Source organism: Halorientalis pallida (assembly GCF_004118325.1).
Classification (GTDB): domain Archaea; phylum Halobacteriota; class Halobacteria; order Halobacteriales; family Haloarculaceae; genus Halorientalis; species Halorientalis pallida.
On sequence record NZ_RDFA01000003.1, the window covers coordinates 79,696 to 100,251 of the forward strand.

General features: G+C 66.0%; 21 protein-coding genes. 9 read left to right on the forward strand and 12 right to left on the reverse strand.

The genetic code is table 11. The features are described from left to right. Window positions 1–234: 234 nt before the first annotated feature. The 3 genes from EAF64_RS09095 to EAF64_RS21800 all read left to right on the forward strand — a co-directional run bounded on the left by EAF64_RS09095 (window position 235) and on the right by EAF64_RS21800 (window position 4,387). Complete coding sequence (locus EAF64_RS09095; RefSeq protein ID WP_129068673.1) at window positions 235–3,744, forward strand: PAS domain S-box protein; 3,510 nt, start codon at window positions 235–237, stop codon at window positions 3,742–3,744. A gap of 161 nt (window positions 3,745–3,905) precedes the next feature. Further along, window positions 3,906–4,196 (forward strand): HalOD1 output domain-containing protein, encoded by a 291-nt coding sequence (locus EAF64_RS09100; protein WP_129068674.1) that lies wholly within the window; start codon window positions 3,906–3,908, stop codon window positions 4,194–4,196. Continuing rightward, window positions 4,193–4,387 (forward strand): DUF7576 family protein, encoded by a 195-nt coding sequence (locus EAF64_RS21800; RefSeq protein WP_129068675.1) that lies wholly within the window; start codon window positions 4,193–4,195, stop codon window positions 4,385–4,387. The genes EAF64_RS09100 and EAF64_RS21800 overlap by 4 nt, the downstream gene beginning before the upstream one ends. Window positions 4,388–4,396: 9 nt before the next feature. Here the strand turns inward: EAF64_RS21800 and EAF64_RS09110 are convergent, their stop codons facing one another. The 7 genes from EAF64_RS09110 to EAF64_RS09140 form a co-directional block, all read right to left on the reverse strand. Then, window positions 4,397–5,377, reverse strand: coding sequence for an isocitrate/isopropylmalate dehydrogenase family protein (locus EAF64_RS09110; RefSeq protein WP_129068676.1), 981 nt, complete (start codon window positions 5,375–5,377; stop codon window positions 4,397–4,399). A 132-nt stretch (window positions 5,378–5,509) separates the two neighbouring features. Then, a complete protein-coding gene (gene leuD, locus EAF64_RS09115) occupies window positions 5,510–6,271 on the reverse strand; it encodes a 3-isopropylmalate dehydratase small subunit (RefSeq protein WP_129068677.1) in 762 nt (253 codons plus the stop codon). Further along, entirely contained in the window at window positions 6,268–7,689 is a 1,422-nt protein-coding gene (leuC, locus tag EAF64_RS09120) for a 3-isopropylmalate dehydratase large subunit (protein ID WP_129068678.1), read from the reverse strand. Before leuC ends, leuD begins: the two co-directional genes overlap by 4 nt. A 109-nt stretch (window positions 7,690–7,798) precedes the next feature. Next, complete coding sequence (gene ilvC, locus EAF64_RS09125) at window positions 7,799–8,800, reverse strand: ketol-acid reductoisomerase (protein ID WP_129068679.1); 1,002 nt, start codon at window positions 8,798–8,800, stop codon at window positions 7,799–7,801. Then, complete coding sequence (ilvN, locus tag EAF64_RS09130) at window positions 8,793–9,440, reverse strand: acetolactate synthase small subunit (RefSeq protein WP_129068680.1); 648 nt, start codon at window positions 9,438–9,440, stop codon at window positions 8,793–8,795. The genes ilvC and ilvN overlap by 8 nt, the downstream gene beginning before the upstream one ends. Before the next feature lie 2 nt (window positions 9,441–9,442). Next, complete coding sequence (gene ilvB, locus EAF64_RS09135) at window positions 9,443–11,236, reverse strand: biosynthetic-type acetolactate synthase large subunit (RefSeq protein ID WP_129068681.1); 1,794 nt, start codon at window positions 11,234–11,236, stop codon at window positions 9,443–9,445. Between the two features lie 287 nt (window positions 11,237–11,523). Continuing rightward, window positions 11,524–12,798 (reverse strand): LeuA family protein, encoded by a 1,275-nt coding sequence (locus EAF64_RS09140; protein ID WP_129068682.1) that lies wholly within the window; start codon window positions 12,796–12,798, stop codon window positions 11,524–11,526. 93 nt (window positions 12,799–12,891) lie between these two features. On the opposite strand from EAF64_RS09140, the gene EAF64_RS09145 reads away from it, so the two are divergent. Together EAF64_RS09145 and EAF64_RS09150 are read left to right on the forward strand one after the other, a co-directional pair. Further along, window positions 12,892–13,554, forward strand: coding sequence for a hypothetical protein (locus tag EAF64_RS09145; protein ID WP_129068683.1), 663 nt, complete (start codon window positions 12,892–12,894; stop codon window positions 13,552–13,554). Window positions 13,555–13,611: 57 nt separating this feature from the next. After that, a complete protein-coding gene (locus EAF64_RS09150) occupies window positions 13,612–13,902 on the forward strand; it encodes a DUF5779 family protein (RefSeq protein ID WP_129068684.1) in 291 nt (96 codons plus the stop codon). A gap of 1 nt (window position 13,903) precedes the next feature. Here EAF64_RS09150 and EAF64_RS09155 read toward each other — a convergent pair whose 3' ends face one another. Beyond that, a complete protein-coding gene (locus tag EAF64_RS09155; protein WP_129068685.1) occupies window positions 13,904–14,596 on the reverse strand; it encodes a VOC family protein in 693 nt (230 codons plus the stop codon). Window positions 14,597–14,750: 154 nt separating this feature from the next. On the opposite strand from EAF64_RS09155, the gene EAF64_RS09160 reads away from it, so the two are divergent. Next, window positions 14,751–15,431: a hypothetical protein gene (locus EAF64_RS09160; protein WP_227738923.1), complete on the forward strand. Its 681-nt coding sequence runs from the start codon at window positions 14,751–14,753 to the stop codon at window positions 15,429–15,431. A 1-nt stretch (window position 15,432) separates the two neighbouring features. Here EAF64_RS09160 and EAF64_RS09165 read toward each other — a convergent pair whose 3' ends face one another. Beyond that, the gene (locus tag EAF64_RS09165) at window positions 15,433–15,726 is read right to left on the reverse strand and encodes a PadR family transcriptional regulator (RefSeq protein WP_129068686.1); all 294 of its coding nucleotides are present in this window, start codon (window positions 15,724–15,726) and stop codon (window positions 15,433–15,435) included. Window positions 15,727–15,890: 164 nt separating this feature from the next. Between EAF64_RS09165 and EAF64_RS09170 the strand changes: the two genes are divergently transcribed. After that, a complete protein-coding gene (locus EAF64_RS09170; RefSeq protein WP_129068687.1) occupies window positions 15,891–16,301 on the forward strand; it encodes a hypothetical protein in 411 nt (136 codons plus the stop codon). Here EAF64_RS09170 and EAF64_RS09175 read toward each other — a convergent pair. Then, window positions 16,298–16,507 carry a ribbon-helix-helix domain-containing protein gene (locus EAF64_RS09175; protein ID WP_092661711.1) on the reverse strand — a complete coding sequence of 70 codons (210 nt, stop codon included), beginning with the start codon at window positions 16,505–16,507 and terminating at the stop codon, window positions 16,298–16,300. The two genes, EAF64_RS09170 and EAF64_RS09175, sit on opposite strands and share 4 nt — an antisense overlap. Before the next feature lie 122 nt (window positions 16,508–16,629). On the opposite strand from EAF64_RS09175, the gene EAF64_RS09180 reads away from it, so the two are divergent. Then, window positions 16,630–16,956, forward strand: a complete 327-nt coding sequence (locus EAF64_RS09180) for a DUF5789 family protein (RefSeq protein ID WP_129068688.1) — start codon at window positions 16,630–16,632, stop codon at window positions 16,954–16,956. Here EAF64_RS09180 and aglJ read toward each other — a convergent pair. After that, a complete protein-coding gene (gene aglJ, locus EAF64_RS09185) occupies window positions 16,953–17,996 on the reverse strand; it encodes an S-layer glycoprotein N-glycosyltransferase AglJ (RefSeq protein WP_129068689.1) in 1,044 nt (347 codons plus the stop codon). The two genes, EAF64_RS09180 and aglJ, sit on opposite strands and share 4 nt — an antisense overlap. Before the next feature lie 277 nt (window positions 17,997–18,273). Here aglJ and EAF64_RS09190 point away from each other — a divergent pair, with 277 nt between their 5' ends. Then, on the forward strand, window positions 18,274–19,134 hold the full coding sequence (locus EAF64_RS09190) for a TrmB family transcriptional regulator (protein WP_129068690.1): 861 nt from the start codon (window positions 18,274–18,276) through the stop codon (window positions 19,132–19,134). Here EAF64_RS09190 and EAF64_RS09195 read toward each other — a convergent pair. Further along, window positions 19,125–20,495, reverse strand: coding sequence for a sulfatase (locus tag EAF64_RS09195; protein ID WP_129068691.1), 1,371 nt, complete (start codon window positions 20,493–20,495; stop codon window positions 19,125–19,127). The two genes, EAF64_RS09190 and EAF64_RS09195, sit on opposite strands and share 10 nt — an antisense overlap. Window positions 20,496–20,556: the final 61 nt, after the last annotated feature.

The following is a 20,556-nucleotide window of genomic DNA, read 5'->3' on the forward strand; positions in this document are numbered from 1 at the left end:
AGTGTCAGAGACTGCACCCACGTAGTTAAGTTTCTCGTCGCCTCGCCCGGACGGAGGTCGTGGGCCCGGACCCGTACCTTCCGTCCGCTTCGCCGAACGATCGTCGGAACCTGTTTGCCGGACGGTACCGACCTGGTTCTGGTCTCGACGTGACCTGTTCTGGTTTGCGTACCGGATCAGGCAAGCGTTTCCGTGGCTGTCGCCGAGGGCCCACGAGCGTCGAGCGAAGTTCCCATGACAGAACGTGATCCGATCCTGTTGGTCGCTGGCTCGGCACGGACAGTGCCGACCGACCTCGAAGAGCAGGCGGCCACCAGCATCCGTAGAGCGGGCGACACGACGGCGGCCCTCGATGCCCTCGCCGACGGGGAGACGGCGGTGCTGGTGGCCGATTCGGCCGAACAGTCGGTCGAGACCCTGATCGAGCGAATCTCCGAGGCGGCCCCCGAGGCCCCGGTTATCGCGGTCGTCACGGAGCGGAGCGAGACCGACGACTCGCTGTTCGACGCCGGCGCGACGGGCGTCGTCACCCCCGAGACGGTCCCGCGACTCGTCGGCCCCGACGGACCGGAACTGTTGGCGCGAATCGACCGCGAAGCGCCTACTGCCGACGCCGACCGCGGTCTGTCCGCGATGCCCTCGCTAGAGGAGACCGACCTGATCGACCGCACGGTTGACACGACACAGCGTGACGGCGGCATCGTGCTGAACCACTCGAGGGACCCCGACCAGCCGGGTCGACGGCGATACGAGACCATCCTCCAGCGGTACGAGACCATCCTCAACACGGTCGAGGACGGCGTCTACCTGATGGATTCCGAGGGCCGGTTCGTCGCCGTCAACGACGCGACCGAGGACCTGACCGGGTACCAGCGGGAATCCCTCGTCGGGCGGCACGTCTCGACGGTCCTCCCGGACGCGGACGTAGAGTGTGGCCGCCAGTTGATCCGGGAGCTACTGACCGACGACGACCGCCACGTCGGGACGATGGAACAGACCATCGAGCGACCCGACGGCGAGGAGATCCCCTGCGAGAACAGACTCGCGATCGTCGAGCACGACGGCGAATTCCTCGGGAACGTTGGCGTCGTCCGGGACGTGCGAGCACGGCGCGAGCGCGAGCGTCGCCTCAGGGAGGAACGCGCCCTGGTCGAGGCCATCTTCGAGGCCGTCCCGGACCTGCTCTACGCGTTCGACGAGAACGGGGAGTTCCTCAGGTGGAACGACAGCGTTCCGGCGACGACGGGCTACAGCGACGAGGAGATCGAGGCGATGGAGCCCCTCAACTTCCTCGCCGCCGAGGACCGCCAGCGGGTCGCCGATACCCTCCGGACGGTCGTCTCCGACCGACGGATCGAACACCTGGAAGTGAACCTGCAGACGCGCGACGGGGAGCGTATCCCGCACGAACTCAGCGGCGGCCCGGTCGTCGACGAGGACGGAGATCTCATCGGCGTGGCAGGGATCGGACGGGACGTGTCGGATCGGGCCGCCCGCGAACGGAAGATCGAGCGCCAGCGTGACGAACTCGACGACCTGAACCGGATCAACGCGGTCATCCGTGACATCGACCAGGCGCTGATCCGTGCCCAGAGCCGCCGAGAGGCAGAAGGCGTCGTCTGTGACCGGTTGGCCGCCTCGGAAGCCTACCGGTTCGCGACCGTCATAGGCTACGACTCGACCGCCGACGCGTTCGTCCCCCGGACCGGTGCCGGGGACCACGACCGGATCGACGTGGTCGAGGCGATGGGGACGGCTTCCGAGGACTCCAGTCGCGAAGCTATCCGGACCCGGTCGGTGCAGGTCGTCCAGAATCTGCGGGCCAGCGACCGACTCCACGCCTGGGAGGCCGCCGCCTTCGAGTGTGGTATCCGGTCGCTCGCGATCATCCCCGTCGTCTTCGAGGACACCACCTACGGACTGCTCTCGGTGTTCGCGACCCGCCCAGACGCGTTCGACGAACGCGAACAGCGGGTCCTGAGCGAACTCGGCGAGACGCTGGGGTACGCACTGGCGACCATCGACCGCGAGGAGCGCGAGCAGGTGCTCACGACCCTCCAGGGATCGACTCGCGACCTCATCAACGCCGACTCGAAAGCGGACGTGTGTGAGCGAGTCGTCTGTGCCACCTCGGACGTCCTGCAGACGGCGAACATCGGCGTCTTCCTGCTGGACGGCGGGGGCGACCTGGTTCGGAGCGCGTCCACCGACGGCTTCACCGAGCAGTTCGACGCCGACCGACTGCGAGCCCCCGGAACGGTCGACTCCGGGCCCTGGGCGGCCTTCCTCGACGGTGAGACGACCGCGTTCGAGGCCGCCGAACTGTCGGCCGTGACCGACGAGGATACACGGAGCGGCCTGGCCGTCCCTCTGGGCGGCCACGCCCTCCTGCTCGCGCTGTCGACCGAGCCGAGAGGATTCGACGGCGACCTCCGGTACGTCCTCGAACTGTTCGGGACGTCGGTCGAGGCCGCCCTCGACCGGGTCGAGGGCGAAGCCACCCTCAGAGCGCGGGACGAGGAACTGGAAACGCAGAATCGCCAGCTGAAACGACAGGTGAAGATAAACGAGGTGATCCGCGGGGTCGACGAGGCGCTCGTCGACGGGACTACGCGGACGGAGATCGAACAGTCCGTCTGCGAGCGGCTGGTCTCTGAGGGGTCGTATCGATTCGCCTGGATCGGCCAGTTCGATCCGGCCACCGAAGACCTGACCGTCAGAACCTGGGCCGGCGAGGGTGGCGAGTATCTCGACACGCTCGGGTCGAACGCCAGCGAACCGAGTTACCGCGCACTCGACGCGAGCGAGCCGGTGGTCGTCTCGCGGGTATCGGACCAGCTCCGCGACGAATCCTGGCGGCAGGCGGCACTGCTCCGCAGCTTCCGGTCGGTCGTGGCCGTCCCGCTGGTCTACGAGAACTACACCTACGGCGTCCTGGCGGTCTACGGCGAGGAGAGCGGCGCCTTCGGCGAGACCGAGCGACCGGTGTTCGCCGAACTCGGCGAGACCATCGCCAACGCCATCAACGGATTCGAGACCAAGCAGTCGCTGCTCGGCGACGACGCCATCCGATTCAAACTCCGGCTGGAAGACGAGACGAGTCCGCTCGTCTCGCTGAGTCACCACCTCGACTGTACTATCAGCCTCGACGGCGTCAACAACTGGACTGCCGACGGTCTGCGTGCGTTCCTGACGATCGCCGGCGTCGACTCGGCGGCCGTCGACTCCGCCCTCGACCGGGCCGTCGCCGTCGCCGACCACCGTCACGTGGGCGAGTGCGACAGCGACGTGTACGAGGTGGAGTTCGCCGACCAGACCGTCCTCGGGACCCTGCTGGAACACGGCGGCCTCCCGCGGGAACTCACCGTCGCGGCCGGGGCGATGGATCTGATCGTCGACGTCTCTCACGACATCCACGTCCGGGAACTTGTCGACGCCGTCCGTGCCACCTACCCGACGGCGGAACTGATCGCCCGCAAGGACGTGACCCGGGAATTGCGGAGCGCGGAACAGCTCCGGAGCGACGTGCTCGGTGACCTGACCGAGCGCCAGCGCGAAGTCCTCGCGACGGCCCATCTGAGCGGCTACTTCGAGCGACCCCGCGAGAGTACCGGACAGGACATCGCCGACGCCCTCGGCGTCTCACAGCCGGCGGTGAACCGCCACCTCCGGGTCGCCCAGCGGACGGTGTTCGACTGGTTGCTGTCCGAGCACGCCATCGAGAGCGAGGCACTGGACCGCTGACTCACGTCGGCACCAGGCGGGCAGCCCGGCCGACCCGGCGGTGTTATACTGATAACGCCCGGTCGCGGCGACGGTTATCTATATCGTGACCACAGCCATGCATCGTGGTGTGTTTGGACTTACGTAGAATCATGCGTGCGAGTTTCAGTGACACCGCTCACGTGACACGGGCAAACAAACCTGTCGTCGAAGCCATCGTAAACGCAGTCGCCCGGGCCGAAGGCGTCGAACCGGTCGATCTATCGGAGCCGGTCTTCGCGTTCGTCGACCCCGACGCGCTAGACAGACTCGTCACATCGGCGTCGGCTCAGACCGCCCTCTCCGTGTCCTTCGAGGCGTGGGGACACGAGATCGGGATTACCGCCGACGGAGCCGTCACGGTCGACGGCGAGGTACAGGACCAGCTCGCGTTCGAGGTCGCGCCGAGAACCGAGCGAGGGATCGACGGGTGAGCCAGGAGTCGTCGACCCCTCCACGACCACTGCACGCGAACACAGCGTCGTCGACGCCGGTCTGTGAACACTGCGGTGCCTGTATCGACGCCAACGAGTGGTATCCCGTCGAGACGGAGACGGCCGAAGACGGGACGCTGCTCTTTCACTCGTTTTGCTCGGACCGCTGCCGATCGGCCCCGGAACAGTGACCGACCCGACTACAGCGCGTTCAACACCGCCTGGGTCACGTCCGCGGTCGTCGCATCGCCACCCAGATCCGGCGTCCGCGGTCCCTCCTCGAGCACGGCCGTGACCGCGTCCCGAACGCGCCCCGCCTCGTCACCGTACCCCAGGTGATCGAGCATCATCGCCGCGCTCAGAATCATCGCCGCCGGGTTCGCGATGCCCTCGCCCGCGATGTCCGGCGCGGAGCCGTGAACCGGTTCGAACAGCGCGTTGTCCGGCCCGACGTTCGCGCTCGGGAGCAGGCCCAGGCCCCCGACGAGGCCAGCCGCCAGGTCCGAGAGCATGTCACCCGCGAGGTTCGGACAGATGACGACCCCGTAGTCCTCGGGGTGCATGATGAGGTGCATCGCCAGCGCGTCCATCAGCGCCTCCTCGTACGCGTAGCCGCCCTCTTCCGCGACCGCCTCACAGGCCGCAAGGAACCGACCGTCGGTCTTTCGCATGACGTTTGCCTTGTGTGCCACCGTCACCTCCGAGAAGTCGTTCTCCTCGGCGTACTCGAAGCCGAACTCGGCGATCCGCCGGGAGGCCGACTCGGTGATGAGGCGTGTGAGTGTCGTCACGTCGTCGGTCAGGTCGTCCTCGATGCCGGCGTAGACACCCTCCGTGTTCTCCCGGACGAACACGATGTCGGTCTCGGGCTTGACCGCGTCGACGCCCGGGTGCGCGCGGGCTGGACGAACGTTGGCGAACGAACCGACGGCCTCCCGGAGCGGGAGGATCACGTCGGCGGCCGTCTCACCCGCCGCACCGAACAGCGTCGCGTCGGCCTCCGCCGCCAGGTCGTAGGTCTCCTGGGGGAGCGCTTCGCCACGCTCGTCTCGCACGTGGTCGCCCGCTTCGCCGTCGACGAACTCGAAACCCAGGTCGAGCGCTTCGAGGACTTCGATGGCCGCAGGCACGACTTCGCCGCCGATACCGTCGCCGGGGATGACCGCGATCCGGTGTGTCATTATCTCGTCAGGCGAGTGCCCGGGCGAATAGACTTGCGGTTTCCTGGAAGCGAGCACCCCCGCTGACACGATCCAGCGCGGCGGCTGTTCCATTGGAAACCGAGAAAGAGCGACCCGCGGTTGCTCGGTAGATTAGACGTACGGCAGATCCTCTGCCGTCTCCGAAATTGCCTGCTGATTCGCCTTCATCAGTGCGGTCGTGTCCCAGATGCCGTCCACGAGGGCTTTCCGCTGGCCCTCGTCGACGGTCACGTCGACCGTCTTGCCGTCGTAGGTAACGGTTTCGGCGGCCACGTCGATGTCGACCTCGGCGTCGGGGTTCTCGTCCACGAAGTCCTGCAGGTCCTCGACGGTCTCCTGATCCGCGGTGACCGTCGGCATCCCGAGGGCGAGGCAGTTGCCGGCGAAAATCTCGGCGAACGACTCGCCGATGAACGCGTCGATCCCCCAGCGCATCAGCGCCTGGGGCGCGTGTTCACGCGAGGAGCCACAGCCGAAGTTCGCGTTGACGACCATGACGTTGGCGTCCTGGAATCGGTCCTCGTTCATCGGGTGGTCCTTGGGCTCGTCTTGGTCGTCGAACCGCTGATCGAAGAACGAGAACTCCCCGAGGCCGTCGAAGGTGACGACCTTCATGAACCGCGCCGGGATGATCTGGTCCGTGTCGATGTCGTTCCCGCGGATCGGGATACCCGAACCTTGCACTTCCTTCACTTCCGGGATTTCGACCTCGTCGCCGCCGTCGGCTCGCAATCCGCTCCCGACGGCGTCGACGCTCGCGGGTCGTTCCTCCCCGTCTTCTCGCGGGCTTCGCTCGCTCGAACGGTCCGCGGAACTTCGTTCCGCGCTCCTCGTCCGTTCGGAGGACTCGCTTCGGTCGTCCTCCGGACTCATACACTGACCACCTCCTCCAGGTCGCGCACGTCAGTCACTTCCCCGTTGATCGCCGCCGCGGCGACCATCTGCGGGTTCATCAGGACCGTCCGGCCGTCCTTGCTCCCCTGACGGCCGATGAAGTTCCGGTTCGAGGAGGAGGCACAGGCCTCGTCGCCCTCCAGCTGGTCCTCGTTCATGCCGAGACACATCGAACAGCCGGCGTTGCGCCAGTCGAAGCCGGCCTCGGTGAAGACGTCTTTCAGGCCTTCCGCCTCGGCCGCGTGCTGGACGCGCTGACTGCCGGGGACGACGAACGCGCGCACGTCGTCGGGGACCTGGCGGCCCTCGACGATCTTCGCCGCGCGGCGCAGGTCGGGCAGGCGGGCGTTCGTACACGACCCCAGGAAGGCCACGTCGATGTCGTAGCCCTCCATGGTGTCGCCCGGTTCGACGCGCATGTGTTCCTGTGCGCGCCGGGCCGTGTCTTGCTTCTCCGGCGGCAGGTCCTCCGGGGCCGGGATTGGGTCGGTGATGCCGACGCCCTGGCCGGGAGTTGTCCCCCAGGTGACGACCGGTTCGAGTTCGTCGGCGTCGATGTGAACCACGTCGTCGTACTCGGCGTCGTCCTCACTGCGGATGGACTCCCAGTACGGCTTGAGTTCCTCGAACTTTTCCGGGTGTTCCTGGAAGTAATCGGTCTCTTCCAGCCACTCGTAGGTGGTCTCGTCGGGGTTGACGTAGCCCGCGCGAGCGCCGCCCTCGATGGACATGTTACAGATCGACATCCGGCCTTCCATGCCCAGGTCCTCGATGGCCTCGCCGGCGTACTCGTAGACGTAGCCGACGCCGCCCTCGGTCCCGAGTCGGCGGATGATCTCCAGGATGATGTCCTTGGCCTCGACGCCGTCGCCGAGTTCGCCGTCGACCTGGATCTTCCGGACCTTCTGTTTCTCCATCGCGATGGTCTGGGTCGCCAGCACGTCCCGGATCTGACTGGTGCCGATGCCGAAGGCCAGTGCGCCGAACGCACCGTGGGTCGAGGTGTGGCTGTCGCCACAGACGATGGTCTTGCCGGGCTGGGTCAGCCCCTGCTCCGGACCGATGACGTGGACGATGCCCTGCTCACCGGTCTCGGGCGAGAGGAACTCGATGTCCGCGTCGCGGACGTTCTGCTCCAGCTCCGACATCATCTCCTCGGCCGCGTCGTCGCTGTAGGGCCGAGACTGGTCGGCCGTCGGCACGATGTGGTCGACGGTCGCCAGCGTCAGGTCGGGTCGGGCGACCTCCAGGTCCCGTTCCTGGAGCATCCCGAACGCCTGTGGGCTCGTGACCTCGTGGATGAGGTGCAGACCCACGAACAGCTGATCCTGCCCGTTGGGCAGCGTCGTCACCTTGTGTCGATCCCAGACCTTGTCGTACAGAGTTCCTGAACTCATACTGTCTCAGCTCGTCCTTCGGTGCCACGCTCGAAGGCGCGCTCTGCGCCTTCGCCGTGTGGCGGTGTGTGGTCTACGTCCCGCATCGTCTGTCGGTCGGATTCCTCGGTCATTCCTGTTCCTCACCCCAGGCGAAGAGGTCGCGCAGGCGTGCGCCGACTTCCTCGATCTGGTGGTCCTGTTCGGCCTGGCGGTACTGCTTGTAGGCCGGTCGGTGCGCCTGGTTCTCCGAAATCCACTCGCGGGCGAACTCGCCGTTCTGGACGCCTTCGAGGATCTCCTCCATCCCCTCGCGGTCGATGACCTCCTCGCCGCGCGTGAGGCCGCCGTACTCGGCGGTGTCGGAGACGGAGTTCCACATCTCCATGTGGCCGCCTTCGTACATCAGGTCGACGATGAGTTTGAGTTCGTTCAGACACTCGAAGTAGGCCATCTCAGGGGAGTAGCCCGCGTCGACGAGCGTCTCGAAGCCGGCCTTCACGAGGTCGGTCACGCCGCCACACAGGACGGCCTGCTCGCCGAACAGGTCGGTCTCGGTCTCCTCGCGGAACGTGGTCTGGATCGTGCCGGCGCGCGTACAGCCGATGGCCTTCGCGTAGGCCAGCCCCTCCTCTTTGGCTTCACCGGTTGCGTCCTGGTAGATCGCCAGCAGGCCGGGCGTCCCCTCGCCTTTCTCGTAGTTCCGTCGCACGAGGTGGCCGGGCGACTTGGGCGCGACCATGGTCACGTCCACGTCTTCCGGCGGTTCGATCTGCCCGTAGTGGATGTTGAACCCGTGGGCGAACTGGAGCGTGTCGCCGGCGTCGAGTTCGTCGCGGATCTGCTCGTAGACCGTGGGCTGGACCGTGTCGGGAACGAGCATCTTCACGATGTCGCCACGGGACGCCGCATCGACCGGGTTCGTGACTTCGAGGCCTTCCTCGCTGGCGGCCTCCCGCGAGGACGACCCCTCCCGCAGACCGACGACCACGTCGACGCCGCTGTCCTGCAGGTTCAGCGCGTGGGCGTGGCCCTGGCTGCCGTAGCCCAGTACGGCCACCGTCTTGTCCTCGATGTGCGACACGTCTGCGTCGTCGTCGTAGTAGATTTCGTTGGTAAACTCGTCAGTCATCGTCTGCTGGCACCTCTGTGTCTGCTGTCAGTTTCACTTCGTCTTCGACTTCCGCCGTCTGCTGTTCGCCCCGCGCCAGCGCCGCGTAGCCGGTCCGGACGACCTCCCGGATGCCGAACTGTTTGTACGCGTCGATGGCGTCGTCGATCTTCTGTTCGTTGCCGGTGATCTCGACGGTGATCGTCCGCGGCCCCGCGTCGAGGGTCTCCCCGCCGTACATCTCGGTGATGGCGTGGACCTTGTCCGGCTCCTCACCGTTGACCTTCACGATCACCAGTTCCCGCTGCACCGAGTCGTGGGCCAGCTCTCGCACGGAGATCACGGGAATCAGCTTCCGCAACTGTTTTTTCGCCTGCTGGATCCCCGGCCGCGTCTCCTCGATGACGATGGTCATGCGCGCCCGGCTCTCGTCGACTGTCGTCCCGACCGTGAGACTCTCGATGTTGAACTGCCGGCGGCTAAAGAGGCCGGAGACCTCCGCGAGGACGCCCGGCTCGTTCTCGACCAACGTCGACAGCACGGCCCGCTTGGATTCGTGTTTCGCCTCCGCTTCGGGGTCGATGCGAATACCGTCTTCGTTGCGCCGACCCTCGGGTCGCATCCGCTCGCCCGGGCCCGGCCCTGGAAGTTTCCCTGTCATCGTTAGATCTCGTCCAGATGGCCTTCCGACAGTGCGAACAGGCTGTTGTCACCGCCGCTGGGCACCATCGGGTACACGTTCTCCTCGGGGTCGATGATCGCGTCGACGACCGCCGGGCCGTCGTAGTCCAGCGCGGCCTCGATGACCTCGTCGACCTCGTCGTAGTCCTCCAGCCGGAAGCCACGAGCGCCGTAGGCCTCCGCGAGCTTGTCGAACTCGGGCACCCACGGGTACTCCGAGGCCATCCGACGACCCTCGTAGAAGCCGTCCTGCCACTGGCGGACCATCCCGACCGCCTCGTTGTTCAGGACGACGATGGTGATGTCGAGGTTCTCCCGAACCGCCACGGAGAGTTCCTGACTCGTCATCAGGAACGAACCGTCGCCCTCGAAGGCGATGACCTCCTTGTCGGGTTTAGCCAGCTTCGCGCCGATAGCCGCGGGGAAGCCGTAGCCCATCGTGCCCAGACCGTGGGAGGTGACCCACGTCCGGGGTTCCGTCCAGGTCCAGTACTGCCAGGCCCACATCTGGTGTTGCCCGACACCGGCCGTGACGATGGTGTCGTCGGGCATGGCCTCGTCGAACTGCTCGACGATGTACTGGGGTTTGAGCGGCCGATCTTCCGGCATCTCGTAGTCCAGCGGATACTCCTCTTTCCAGGTCTGACACTGCTCGCGCCAGGCGTCGGCCTCGGGCGAGTCCGTCATGGCGTCGCTCAACTGGTCCAGCACCGCCTTGGCGTCGCCCAGCAGCGGGTAGTCGGCCTCGACGTTCTTGCTGATCTCCGCCGGGTCGATGTCGACGTGGACGATGTCGGCGTCCGGCGCGAACGTCTTCACGTCGCCGGTCAGCCGGTCGTCGAACCGCGTCCCGATCGCGAGCATGCAGTCGGTCAGCGTGATCGCCATGTTGGCGTAGCCGGTGCCGTGCATGCCGGCGATACCCATCGACAGGTCCTCCGTCTGGTCGAAGGCACCGGTGCCCGGCATCGTCGTCAGGACCGGAATCTCGTGCTCCTCGGCGAACGCCCGCAGTTCGTCGCTGGCGTTGGCCTTGATGACGCCGCCCCCGGCCAGGATGATCGGCTGTTCGGCGTCGGAGATCACGTCGGCCGCCTCGGAGACGGCGTCCTCGTCGGCTTTCTCCGGCGGGTTGTACGTGTCAGGCGTCTCCGGCTTGCCCGGCTCGACGCCGGTCGCGGGCTGGGTCACGTCCTTGGGCAGGTCGACCAGCGTCGGTCCCTGCCGACCCTCGTCGGCCAGCGCGAAGGCCGTGCTCACGTCGTCGCCCACCTCGTCGGGCGAAGACGCGAAGTGGTTGTACTTGGTTATCGGCTGGGTGACGCCGATGGTGTCCGTCTCCTGGAAGGCGTCGTTGCCCACCAGATCCGTCGGGACCTGCCCCGTCAGGGCGATCATCGGGTCCGAGTCCATGCTGGCGTCGGCGATGCCGGTCACCAGATTGGTCGCGCCCGGCCCCGAGGTCGCCATACAGACGCCGGGGTCGCCCGTGACGATCCCGTAGGCGTCGGCGGCGTGGACCGCCCCCTGTTCGTGCGCCATCGTGACGTGGGTCATGTCCGACTCGCTGTACAGGGCGTCGTAGACGGGCATGATCGCCCCGCCCTGCACGCCGAACAGGTAGTCGACCCCGGCGTTTTTCAGGGCCGCGACGACCGCGTCCGCGCCCGTCTCGATGGGTTCGACGTGGCTCTCGCCCTCGGGTTCGTCCGGTCTGTCGTCCGTCGCTTCCGTCTCGACTTCGTCCGCGTGTGGTGTCTGTGCGCTATCGCTCATGTCCGTTCCTCCGTCGTTGTGTGCGTGGTGGTGTGCATGTCATGTGTCGCCTCCCGGTCGCTACCGACTGTGCTGCAGAATTCGGGGTGAAGACGTGTGTAGGGGCTATAGGGCCCCTACGATACCCGCGAGAATCACGAGCGCGCCGCTGGGTACGGGGGCGCTCCCGGGTCCAGCACGCGCGGTCATCGTATGCCGAGTAGGCCCGTCCAGTGACATAATTCTTCCGAGTCGTGGCGCCCTTTACCAGCCGCTGACGGGCGCGAACACCCCGAGAGGAGGCCATCTCAGACCCGGACCTCCTCCTCGGTGACGCCGACTTCACGGGCGAACTTCTCCAGCACGTCCATCGTGACCCGCTTTTTCTCGGCCCCGTAGTCTTTGACGCGACGGGTGACCTCACGTACCTCCTCTTCGGTGGGGTCGAACCCGGCGTCGACCAGTCGCTCCCGGACGGAGTGCTGGCCGGTGTGTTTCCCGAGGACGAGTTCGCGCTCGGCCCCGACCATCTCCGGCGTCATGACACCCGGCTCGAACGTGTCCGAGTTCTCGATGACACCCGCGGCGTGGATGCCGCTCTCGTGAGAGAAGGCGTTCTGCCCCACGACCGGCTTGTTCGCCGGCACCGGGATGGACGACCGGTCCTCGACGAGCCGCGACAGTTCGGTGATGCGGGTCGTGTCGATGTGAGTCTCCACATCGTACAGCGACTCGAGGGCCATCACGACCTCCTCGTAGGCCGCGTTGCCCGCCCGCTCACCGATGCCGTTGACCGACACCTGCGACTGGCTCGCGCCAGCTTCGAAGCCGGACAGGGCGTTCGCCGCTGCCAGCCCGAAGTCGTCGTGTGTGTGGACGTCCACGCGCGCGTCGATCGCGTCGACGACCTTCTCGACCATGTCGTAGAACCGCCGGGGCGTGGCCACGCCGCAGGTGTCCGGAATGTTCACCCAGTCGGCGCCGGCCGCGTCGGCGGCCTGGACGACCTCGATCAGGAAGGACTCGTCCGTTCGCGTGGCGTCCATCGGCGAGAACATACACTCGACGCCAGCCTCCGTGACACGCTCGACGCTCTCGACGGCGGCCTGTTTGGCCTCCTCCCGTGTGGCGTGCATGGAGTCTTGGAGCTGAACGTCGCTGGTGGACACGAACACGTGTACCAGATCGACGCCGCTGTCGAGTGCAGCCTCGACGTCCTCCTCGACCACGCGCGCTAGCCCACAGACTTCGCTGTTCTGTGCGGACTCGGCGATGTCGCGGACGGCCTCGAACTCCGCGTCCGAGTTGACCGGGAACCCCGCCTCGATGACGTGGGTGCCCATGTCGTCCAGCACGGCCGCTATCTCGCGTTTGTCGTCGTACGAGAAGGACGTGCGTGGCGACTGCTCACCGTCGCGCAGCGTGGTGTCGAAAATGCGTGCTTCTGTTATCTCAGAAGTGGAATCCAGTGTGCCCTGGAAGAACTCGATCCGCCGGGGATCCCGACGTGCCCTCTGTATCGTTGGACATTGTAGCACTTGTCCCAAAATCGCGTATCGTATATAAAACTGTCCGTGCGACATGGCGTGTGCATTTAATTACCACAGGTCCGGCGGGGGGAACTGCCCGGTCGGGCCCTCGACAGGATTTTTGTAATCCGGGCCACTGGTCCGGATATGTCCCTGCAATCGCGGCCCATCGCCCTCCTCCGACGCTACTCGCTCGTGCTGGAACTGGCGGGAACAGCGACTGGACTCCTGCTCGTCTGGTACTTCACAGATATATCGGCCGGCGGACTCGCCAGCGCAGGTATCGGCATCACGGCGGCGACCGTCTTTCCCCACGTCCGGCGTCGCTTCGGGATCAACCGCGGCTGGGGCAAGGTACCGCTCGGCCTCGCCCTGATCGGACTGGGAGCGTACGCCCTCGCCGTCACCGGCGGCAACGACGTGCTCAAGCTCGTGTTCCTCGTCGTCGGTGCGTGGTTGACGCTCGATGGCGTCTACGACTTCCGATCCGGCGCCGGCCGGACCGAACCCGGGGCACCCGACGCGATGGACCGGTTCGGTGACGCCGCCATCGTGGGCCAGTCCCTCGAAGACGGTCCGAAATCCGTCGCGGAACTGGACGACGCGCTCGACCTCCCCCGGTCGCGGGTCGAGGACGCACTCGACACCCTTCTGGACCTGGACGTGATCGAACGCGACGACGGCCGCTACGCGTCCCGTCTGGACGACCGGAGCCTCACCGACACACTTCGGAACGAACGACGGCGCGCGCACGAGCGGATCGGTGGCCTCCCCGACCGCATCGTTCGGCCGTTCAGGCTGTTCACCTGAGGCCGAATCGTCAGACGTTGCGAGGGGTTTTTGCCGGCCCGGTGCGAGGGAGCCGGTATGAGCGATTTCGACCTCGACCTGCAGGCGGTCGAGGACCGGATGGACGACGACGAGCGCGGGGGGAGCCGGATCGTGCTCGGGATCCTCGACGGCTCGACGCCCGACGAGGAGTGGATCGCGGAGGTCGATGGCGGTGCCGTGCTCGTGCTGGACGTGGAGGGGAACGTGAACGAACTCGCTGCCGGCTTCGCCCGTGATATCACCGAGATGGGTGGCGAATTGATGCGCTTCCGGGACTTTCTGCTCGTGACGCCCCCGGGCGTCGTCATCGACACCGAACGGCTGTAATTCACGCCGAACGCAAGGTCAACTGGTGCCCGTCCGGGTCCTCGATTCTGACACCGTCGTCCAGTTCCGCGACGGACCGCGCTCGCCTGCCGACAGTTTCGACTGCTTCCGCGCTGTCCTCGACGCCGAGTCCGACGTCCACGTGGACCCCGCCGCGACCGTCCGCGAGGCCGAGTTGGGGTTCCCAGAGCTCGAAGTCGAACGGGCCCGCGGTCAGTCGAACCCGCTTTCGGTCGTCACCCCGCCCCAGCAACTCCATCCCGAGGTCGCGGTAGAACGCTTCTGACCGGTCGAGGTCGGCCACCTCGAACACGACCTCGAAGATGCGGGTGATGCCGTCGTCCACCCCACCCTCGCCACGCTGGCCGATCTCCACGCAGTTGCCGTCCACGTCGTAGAAGTACAGCGACTTCGCGTCGCCGAACTGGTGTTCCACGAGGTCGAACGACGCAGAGAGTCGGTCCCACCAGCCGTCGTAGGCCGCCGACGGGGTCGCGAAGGCGTAGTGGGTGTGGACACCGCCCCGGGGGACGCTCGTCGGCCGGCGAAGGATCAGATCGGTGTCGCCCGCGGCAAGCGCCACCTCACCCTCGCGCTCGCGTCGCACGTCCAGGTCGAGAAACGACTCGTAGAACGAGCGGGCCCGGTCGAGATACTTGGCCTCCAGTGCGAGCCAGTGGAGATCCGTGAGCATACCGCCTTTTGATCCTGCCCGGTCTTAACGGTGGGCGAGGCGGCGGGCTGGCGTCGCGGCCAGTTCCGTGGCCGGTTTACGATGGTAGCCAACGGGTGGAGATACGTTGCCAGTTTACAACTATTTTTGAGTCGTGGTCTCGTACCCCGGGTATATGCCGATGAAAGGCTCTGGGCCGGCGACGGAGTATCGGGAGATCGACCGCCGCGAACACGGGGTCGGATGGATGGCCTACCCCAACGAACGAATGCAGCGGGCCAGCCACGCCTTCGAGGTCGACGGGGACGTGTACGTCGTCGACCCCGTCGACGTGGACGGGCTGGACGACATGCTGGCCGAGTTCGGCGAGGTGGCGGGCGTCCTGATCCTGCTCGACCGCCACAAACGCGACTCGGCCGAGGTCGCGAACCGCCACGACGTACCCGTCTACGTGCCCGAGTGGATGGACGGAGTCGCCGGCGAACTCGACGCGAGGGTCGAGCGCGTCCACGTCGAACTCGAGGACACCGGTGTCGGGATTCACAAACTCGTCGACAACCGATTCTGGCAGGAAGCAGTCGTCTCCATCGAGGACCACGGCGAGTTGCTCGTCCCCGAATCCGTCGGGACGGCGAGTTACTTCCTGTCGTCCTCGGAGCGGTTGGGTGTCCACCCGGCCCTCAGGCTCAAACCCCCGACCAAGCTCAAGCGCTTCTCGCCGGAGCGAGTCCTGGTCGGACACGGGACGGGAGTTCACGAGGACGCGACCGAGGCGCTCCACGACGCCGTCTCGGGATCGCGGTCCCGGACGCCCGCCCTCTACGCGAAGATCGGCAAGGAGTTCGTCTTCGGCTGACTCACGCTGTCACGACTTCAAGATCCTCGAGGTACGAGTCCTCCCACTCCCGGCGTTCCGAGAGCGCGTCCGTCCCGGCGTCGGTCAGTTCGTACGAGTTGGTCCGGCGGTCGATCTGCCCTTTCTCGACGTAGCCGCGCTCGACCAGATCGTCGAGGTTCGGGTAGAGCCGCCCGTGGTTGACCTCACCTTCGTAGTAATCCTCCAGTTCGGCCTTGATCGCCAACCCGTAAGCCTCGTCGAGTCCGGCCAGGACGTACAGCACGTCGCGCTGGAACGCGGTCAGGTCGTGCATCGTTCGTTATATGTTACGGTTTGACAGGGAAAAACGTGTTGGCAGGGAGACAACACCTTCCAGTGGATTGGTAGCGTGTTCCGTGTCGCCGTCGGGCCGTCGGCTCGCGGTCGGTGGAACCGCCGGGGCGATGCAATTAAATTACCGTGCCACGAACTCTCACCGTGGTCTATATTACACGGGGATTGGCCGAGACGCTGCTCAGACTCGGGGAAGACAGAGATCCGGAGTCGATCACGATCCGTCTCTCGGTACTGCCGGCGAGCGAACTCGACGACGCCGGCCTGCCGCCGGAGACGCCGGTGTTCACACACTTCTACATGCCCGAAGCCGGCGGCTCCGTCGGCGCTGTGTTCGGCATCGATCTCGGGACGCCGCCCGGACAGACCCAGGGCCTGTTCGTCTCGCATCCGGTCGGCGACCTCTCCATCTCCGAACGGGACGACCTGGCGGAGGTCGTCTTCGTCGCCGTCCCTCCCTGGGACGACGAGTCACTGGCGGCGTTCGACCGGAGCGGCCGCCGGAAAGACCTGGAAATCGTCGACGCCGAACCGCCCGAAGAGCGGGTCGCCTAGTCCAGATAGCCCAGGTCCTGGAGCTGTTCGGTGATCTCCTGAAACTCCGATTCGGTGAGTTCGCCGCGTTTCTCGTGTTGAATGACGATACTGCGGAGCAGGAACCGCACCAGGTCGCTCGTACTCGAGAAGCTGGTTCCCTCGATGGTCTCCTCGACGCGGTCGGCCAGGTCCTGGGGGATCGAGACGGTAGTGTAGTCTGTCATGTGGGCTTGGAGGTCGACCGCCCGGATATGGGTTGTGTTGTTCGTAGTCTACCTGTCAAATATTGCGATATTTTCTCGGCGAGGGATAGGGTTTTCGGGGCTGGAAGCGAAAGGAGACAACGATGGGAGTTCGGCCACCACAACAGGACGACGACGAACCGGATGCCATCGAGTTCGGCATCGCGGCGCTGGACGCCCGGCTTTCGGAGGCAGGGGTGGCGTTCCCGGCGGACAAAGACAGCATCGTCGCCGCGCTCGGCGACCGCAAGATCCCCTACAACGCGACTGGGAACAAGGTCACCATCGCGGAGGCCATCGACCGTTCGGGCAAGGAGTACTTCGAGACCGAACAGGAACTCCTGAACGCCCTCCACCCCGTGTTCGAGGAGATGCGCGAGTCGGCCTCGTCGAGCGTGCTGATGCAGTTGCGAGCGCTCGTCCCCTTCTAATTGCGTTCGCCGGCGGACGCCAGTTCGTCGGTCTCCGGATCGGCGTCCGCGCCGGCCGCTGTGTCGGCCGGGGTACCGTCGGCGGGGCCGTCGCCCGTCCTGTCGGGCCGGTCACCGCCGAGTTGCTCGGCCAGTTCCTCGAGCCGGCGGGTCTGTTCACGGTTCAGCGCGACGATCATGTCCGAGAGGACGCCGAAGATCAGCAACTGAACCCCGACGAGAATCGAGAAGACGCTGACGATAGCGATCACCTCGTGTGACGTCCGGGGCGGGACGAACCAGTCGTACGCGACGTACCCGCCGAGGACGAATCCGACGAGCGAGCTGAGCGCGCCGACACTCCCGAAGTAGAACAGTGGGTTGTTCGTCTTGGCCATCTGGTACAGCGTCAGGATGATGGTCGCCCCGTCCCGGAACGGGTGGAGGTTCGTCTCCGACTCGTCGGGCCGGGCCTCGTACCGGATCGGGACGACTTCCGTCCGGACGCCGTGTTTGACACACTCGACGGCCATCTCCGTCTCGATGCCGAACCCCGATTCGGTGAGCGAGAGTCGCTCGGCCGACTCGCGGGTGAACGCACGGTAGCCGCTCAGGATGTCTTCGAGGTTCCGGCCGTGGATCCAGCGGAACGCCCGGTTGATGATCCCGTTGCCGGTGCGATTGAGTCGGGACATCGCGCCCGCCTCCATGTCCGCGAACCGGTCGCCGATGACGTGTTCGGCACGCCCGGAGAACAACGGTTCGAGCATCGCCTCGGCGTCTTCGACGCGATAGGTAGCGTCACCGTCGAGCATCAGGACGTACGGGGCCTCGATCTGCCGAAGTGCCTCGCGGACTGCCTGTCCCTTCCCCGTCCCGGACTGGACGATCACCCGAGCCCCGTGATCGCGGGCGATCTCTCGGGTCCCGTCGGTGGAGTCGCCGTCGATCACGAGGATGTTCTCGAAGCCGTGCTCGGAGAACGAATCGAGGACGGTGCCGATAGTCTCGGCCTCGTTGAGCGTCGGCACCAGCACACAGACCTCCGAGCGGTCGGCCATCGTCGCTCTATCGTTACGGCGACCGCAAAAAGGTACGGTTCCCGACTGCGGAACCGACCCCGGACAAGACGGCTTCACTCCTCGTCGCGGTGGTCGCTCATGTGTTCCCACATTTCGGTACACCCGCACCCGTCGCTCACGTCCTCCAGATGCTCGTCGGCGTCCTGTTGTGGCCGGTCGTTCGACATAGTTACTCAGTCTGTGAGTAACTTGTTTGGCTACGGATCGTAAATACCTTTCGGCGATTTTACAAGGCCGGCCGGCGACAAGCCGATACATGACCGACGAAGCGGTCGGCCTGCTGGATCGGCTCGGCCTCACGGAGTACGAGGCGACGGCGTTGCAGGAGTTGCTGACGCTGGGACGGACGACGGCCCCGAACCTGGCGCAGGCGACGGGCATCCCGAAGGCCCGTATCTACGGCGTACTGGACTCGCTGTCGGACCGAGGGTTCATCAAGATCATCCCCGGTCGGCCGAAGGAGTACCAGCCAAAGTCCCCGGAAGAGATCCTCGACCGGGCCGAGGAGAACCGTCGCCAGGAGTTCGAGGGGTTCGTCCAGGAACTGGAGGCCGTCCGTGCGGCGTTCCTCGCGGAGTTTCGGCCCCGTTTCGAGCGCGCCAGTGAGGACATCACGCCCACAGAGGAACTGTTCCACGTCGTCGACGTGGGCCAGCCCAGCGAACGGGAGACCCGCCAGCTCTACCACGAAGCCGACGACCGGGTCCGGATCATCACCAAGAGCTTCGAGTACTTCGACGCCGTTCGACCGGCCTTCGAGGACGCCATCGACCGCGGGATCGACGTGGACGCGCTCTTTCTCCACCCCGACCTCCTGGAAGCCGAGAACCGTCCGATTCAGGCCGAGATCGTCGAGCGGATACGCTCGGAGTTCCCTACGGTCGATCTCCGGTTCAGCAGTGAGAAACTCCCCTGGCGCGGGACCGTCACCGACCCGAGCATGGACTACGAGACCGGCCGCGCGATCATCCTCGTCGAGGAGAAAGACGTCCCCCTCCATATGCGACAGGCCGCGCTGACCGACAACGGGTCGTTCGTCGCCGGGCTCCAGCGGTACTTCGAACTCGTCTGGGAACACGAGAGCGAACCGCCGTCAGCACTGGACGACTACTCCTGATAGCCGAGGTTCCGGAGTCGCTCTTTGATCTCGTCGTCCATCTCGACGGATTCCACGTCGGTGTCGGTCGATTCGATGTCCGCTTCCAGGTCGTCGACGACACGGCGCATCCCGTCGAGCACGTCCGGGTCCGCGTGGTCGGCGGCGAGCAGATTCGACCGCTCGTCCGGGTCGGCCTGCAGGTCGTACAGCTCCTCGGCGTCGTGGACGTAGTCCCGGATGTACTTCCAGTCGGCCGTCCGGTAGGCGAAGCGTTCGGTTCCAGTGGGCACGTCGTACCAGCTCCCACAGACACCCTCACGCTCCCAGTCCTCGGGCCGCCCCTCGAGGAGCGGCTCCAGCGGATGCCCCCAGAAGTTCTCCGGCAGTGTCTCGACGCCGGCCAGCGTCGCCGCCGTCGGCGCGATATCCATGAGCCCGACCATCTCGTCGTGGGTGCCCGACGAACCCCCGTCGTAGACGATCAGCGGGACGTGCATCACTTCGTCGTAGAAGCGGTTCTGGTGGAAGAACTCGCCGTGGTCGCGGAACTCCTCGCCGTGGTCGGCCGTGACGATGGCCGTCCAGTCGTCCCACTGGGTTTCGAGCGAGGAGAGCAACCGGCCGATCTGGGCGTCGGTGTATCTGATCTCGCCGTCGTACAGGTCGATCAGCGTCTGGAGTTCGTCCTCGGTAACGTCCTCGTCGTTCTCCATCATCTTCGGCCGGAGTTTGACGCCTTCGCGGCGACTGATGTCGGAGTATATCTGGTGCTCCTCGGGCGGCGAGTAGGGGTGGTGGGGGTCCATGTAGTGGACCCAGAGGAAGGTCGGGCGGTCGTCCTGGTCGGCGGCCCACTCCAGTGCCCGGTCGGTGATGTCTTCGGCCGAGACGTAGTACGAGCCGACGTCGACGCCCGCGGCCTTCTCGGTGCCCTGGTACAGTTTTTCGAGCGCGCGGTAGGCGAGGCCGTCCGAATCGAGATTGTCCTTGACGGCCTGCCGGAGCCGGGTCATCAGCGACGGGTCGGCCCGGGAGTCGTACAGCGTGTCGAAGCCGCGTTCGTAGCCGAATTCGGCGCTCAGGTAGAGATTGGAGTGGAATCCCCCGGTAGCGTACCCCTGTTCGGAGAGGACCTCCGAGACGAGCGTCCGATTTTCGGAGAGGCGCTCGAAGCCCCCGTACATCAGCGGGTGTGACGAGGTCATTATCGCGGGGAACGACGGCCGGGTGGCACAGGCGTGGGTGAACGCGGCGCTGAACCGGTGCCCGTCCTCGGCGTACCCGTCGAGTTCCGGCGTCGTGTCCCGGCCGTACCCGTAACACCCCACGTGATCCGCCCGGAGCGAGTCGACCGTCACCAGGACGACGTTCTGGGCCATGGAGCAGTGTTGCTAACGTCCCGATTTAGTCCCTTCCCTTCAGCGCGGCGACCGATCGCGG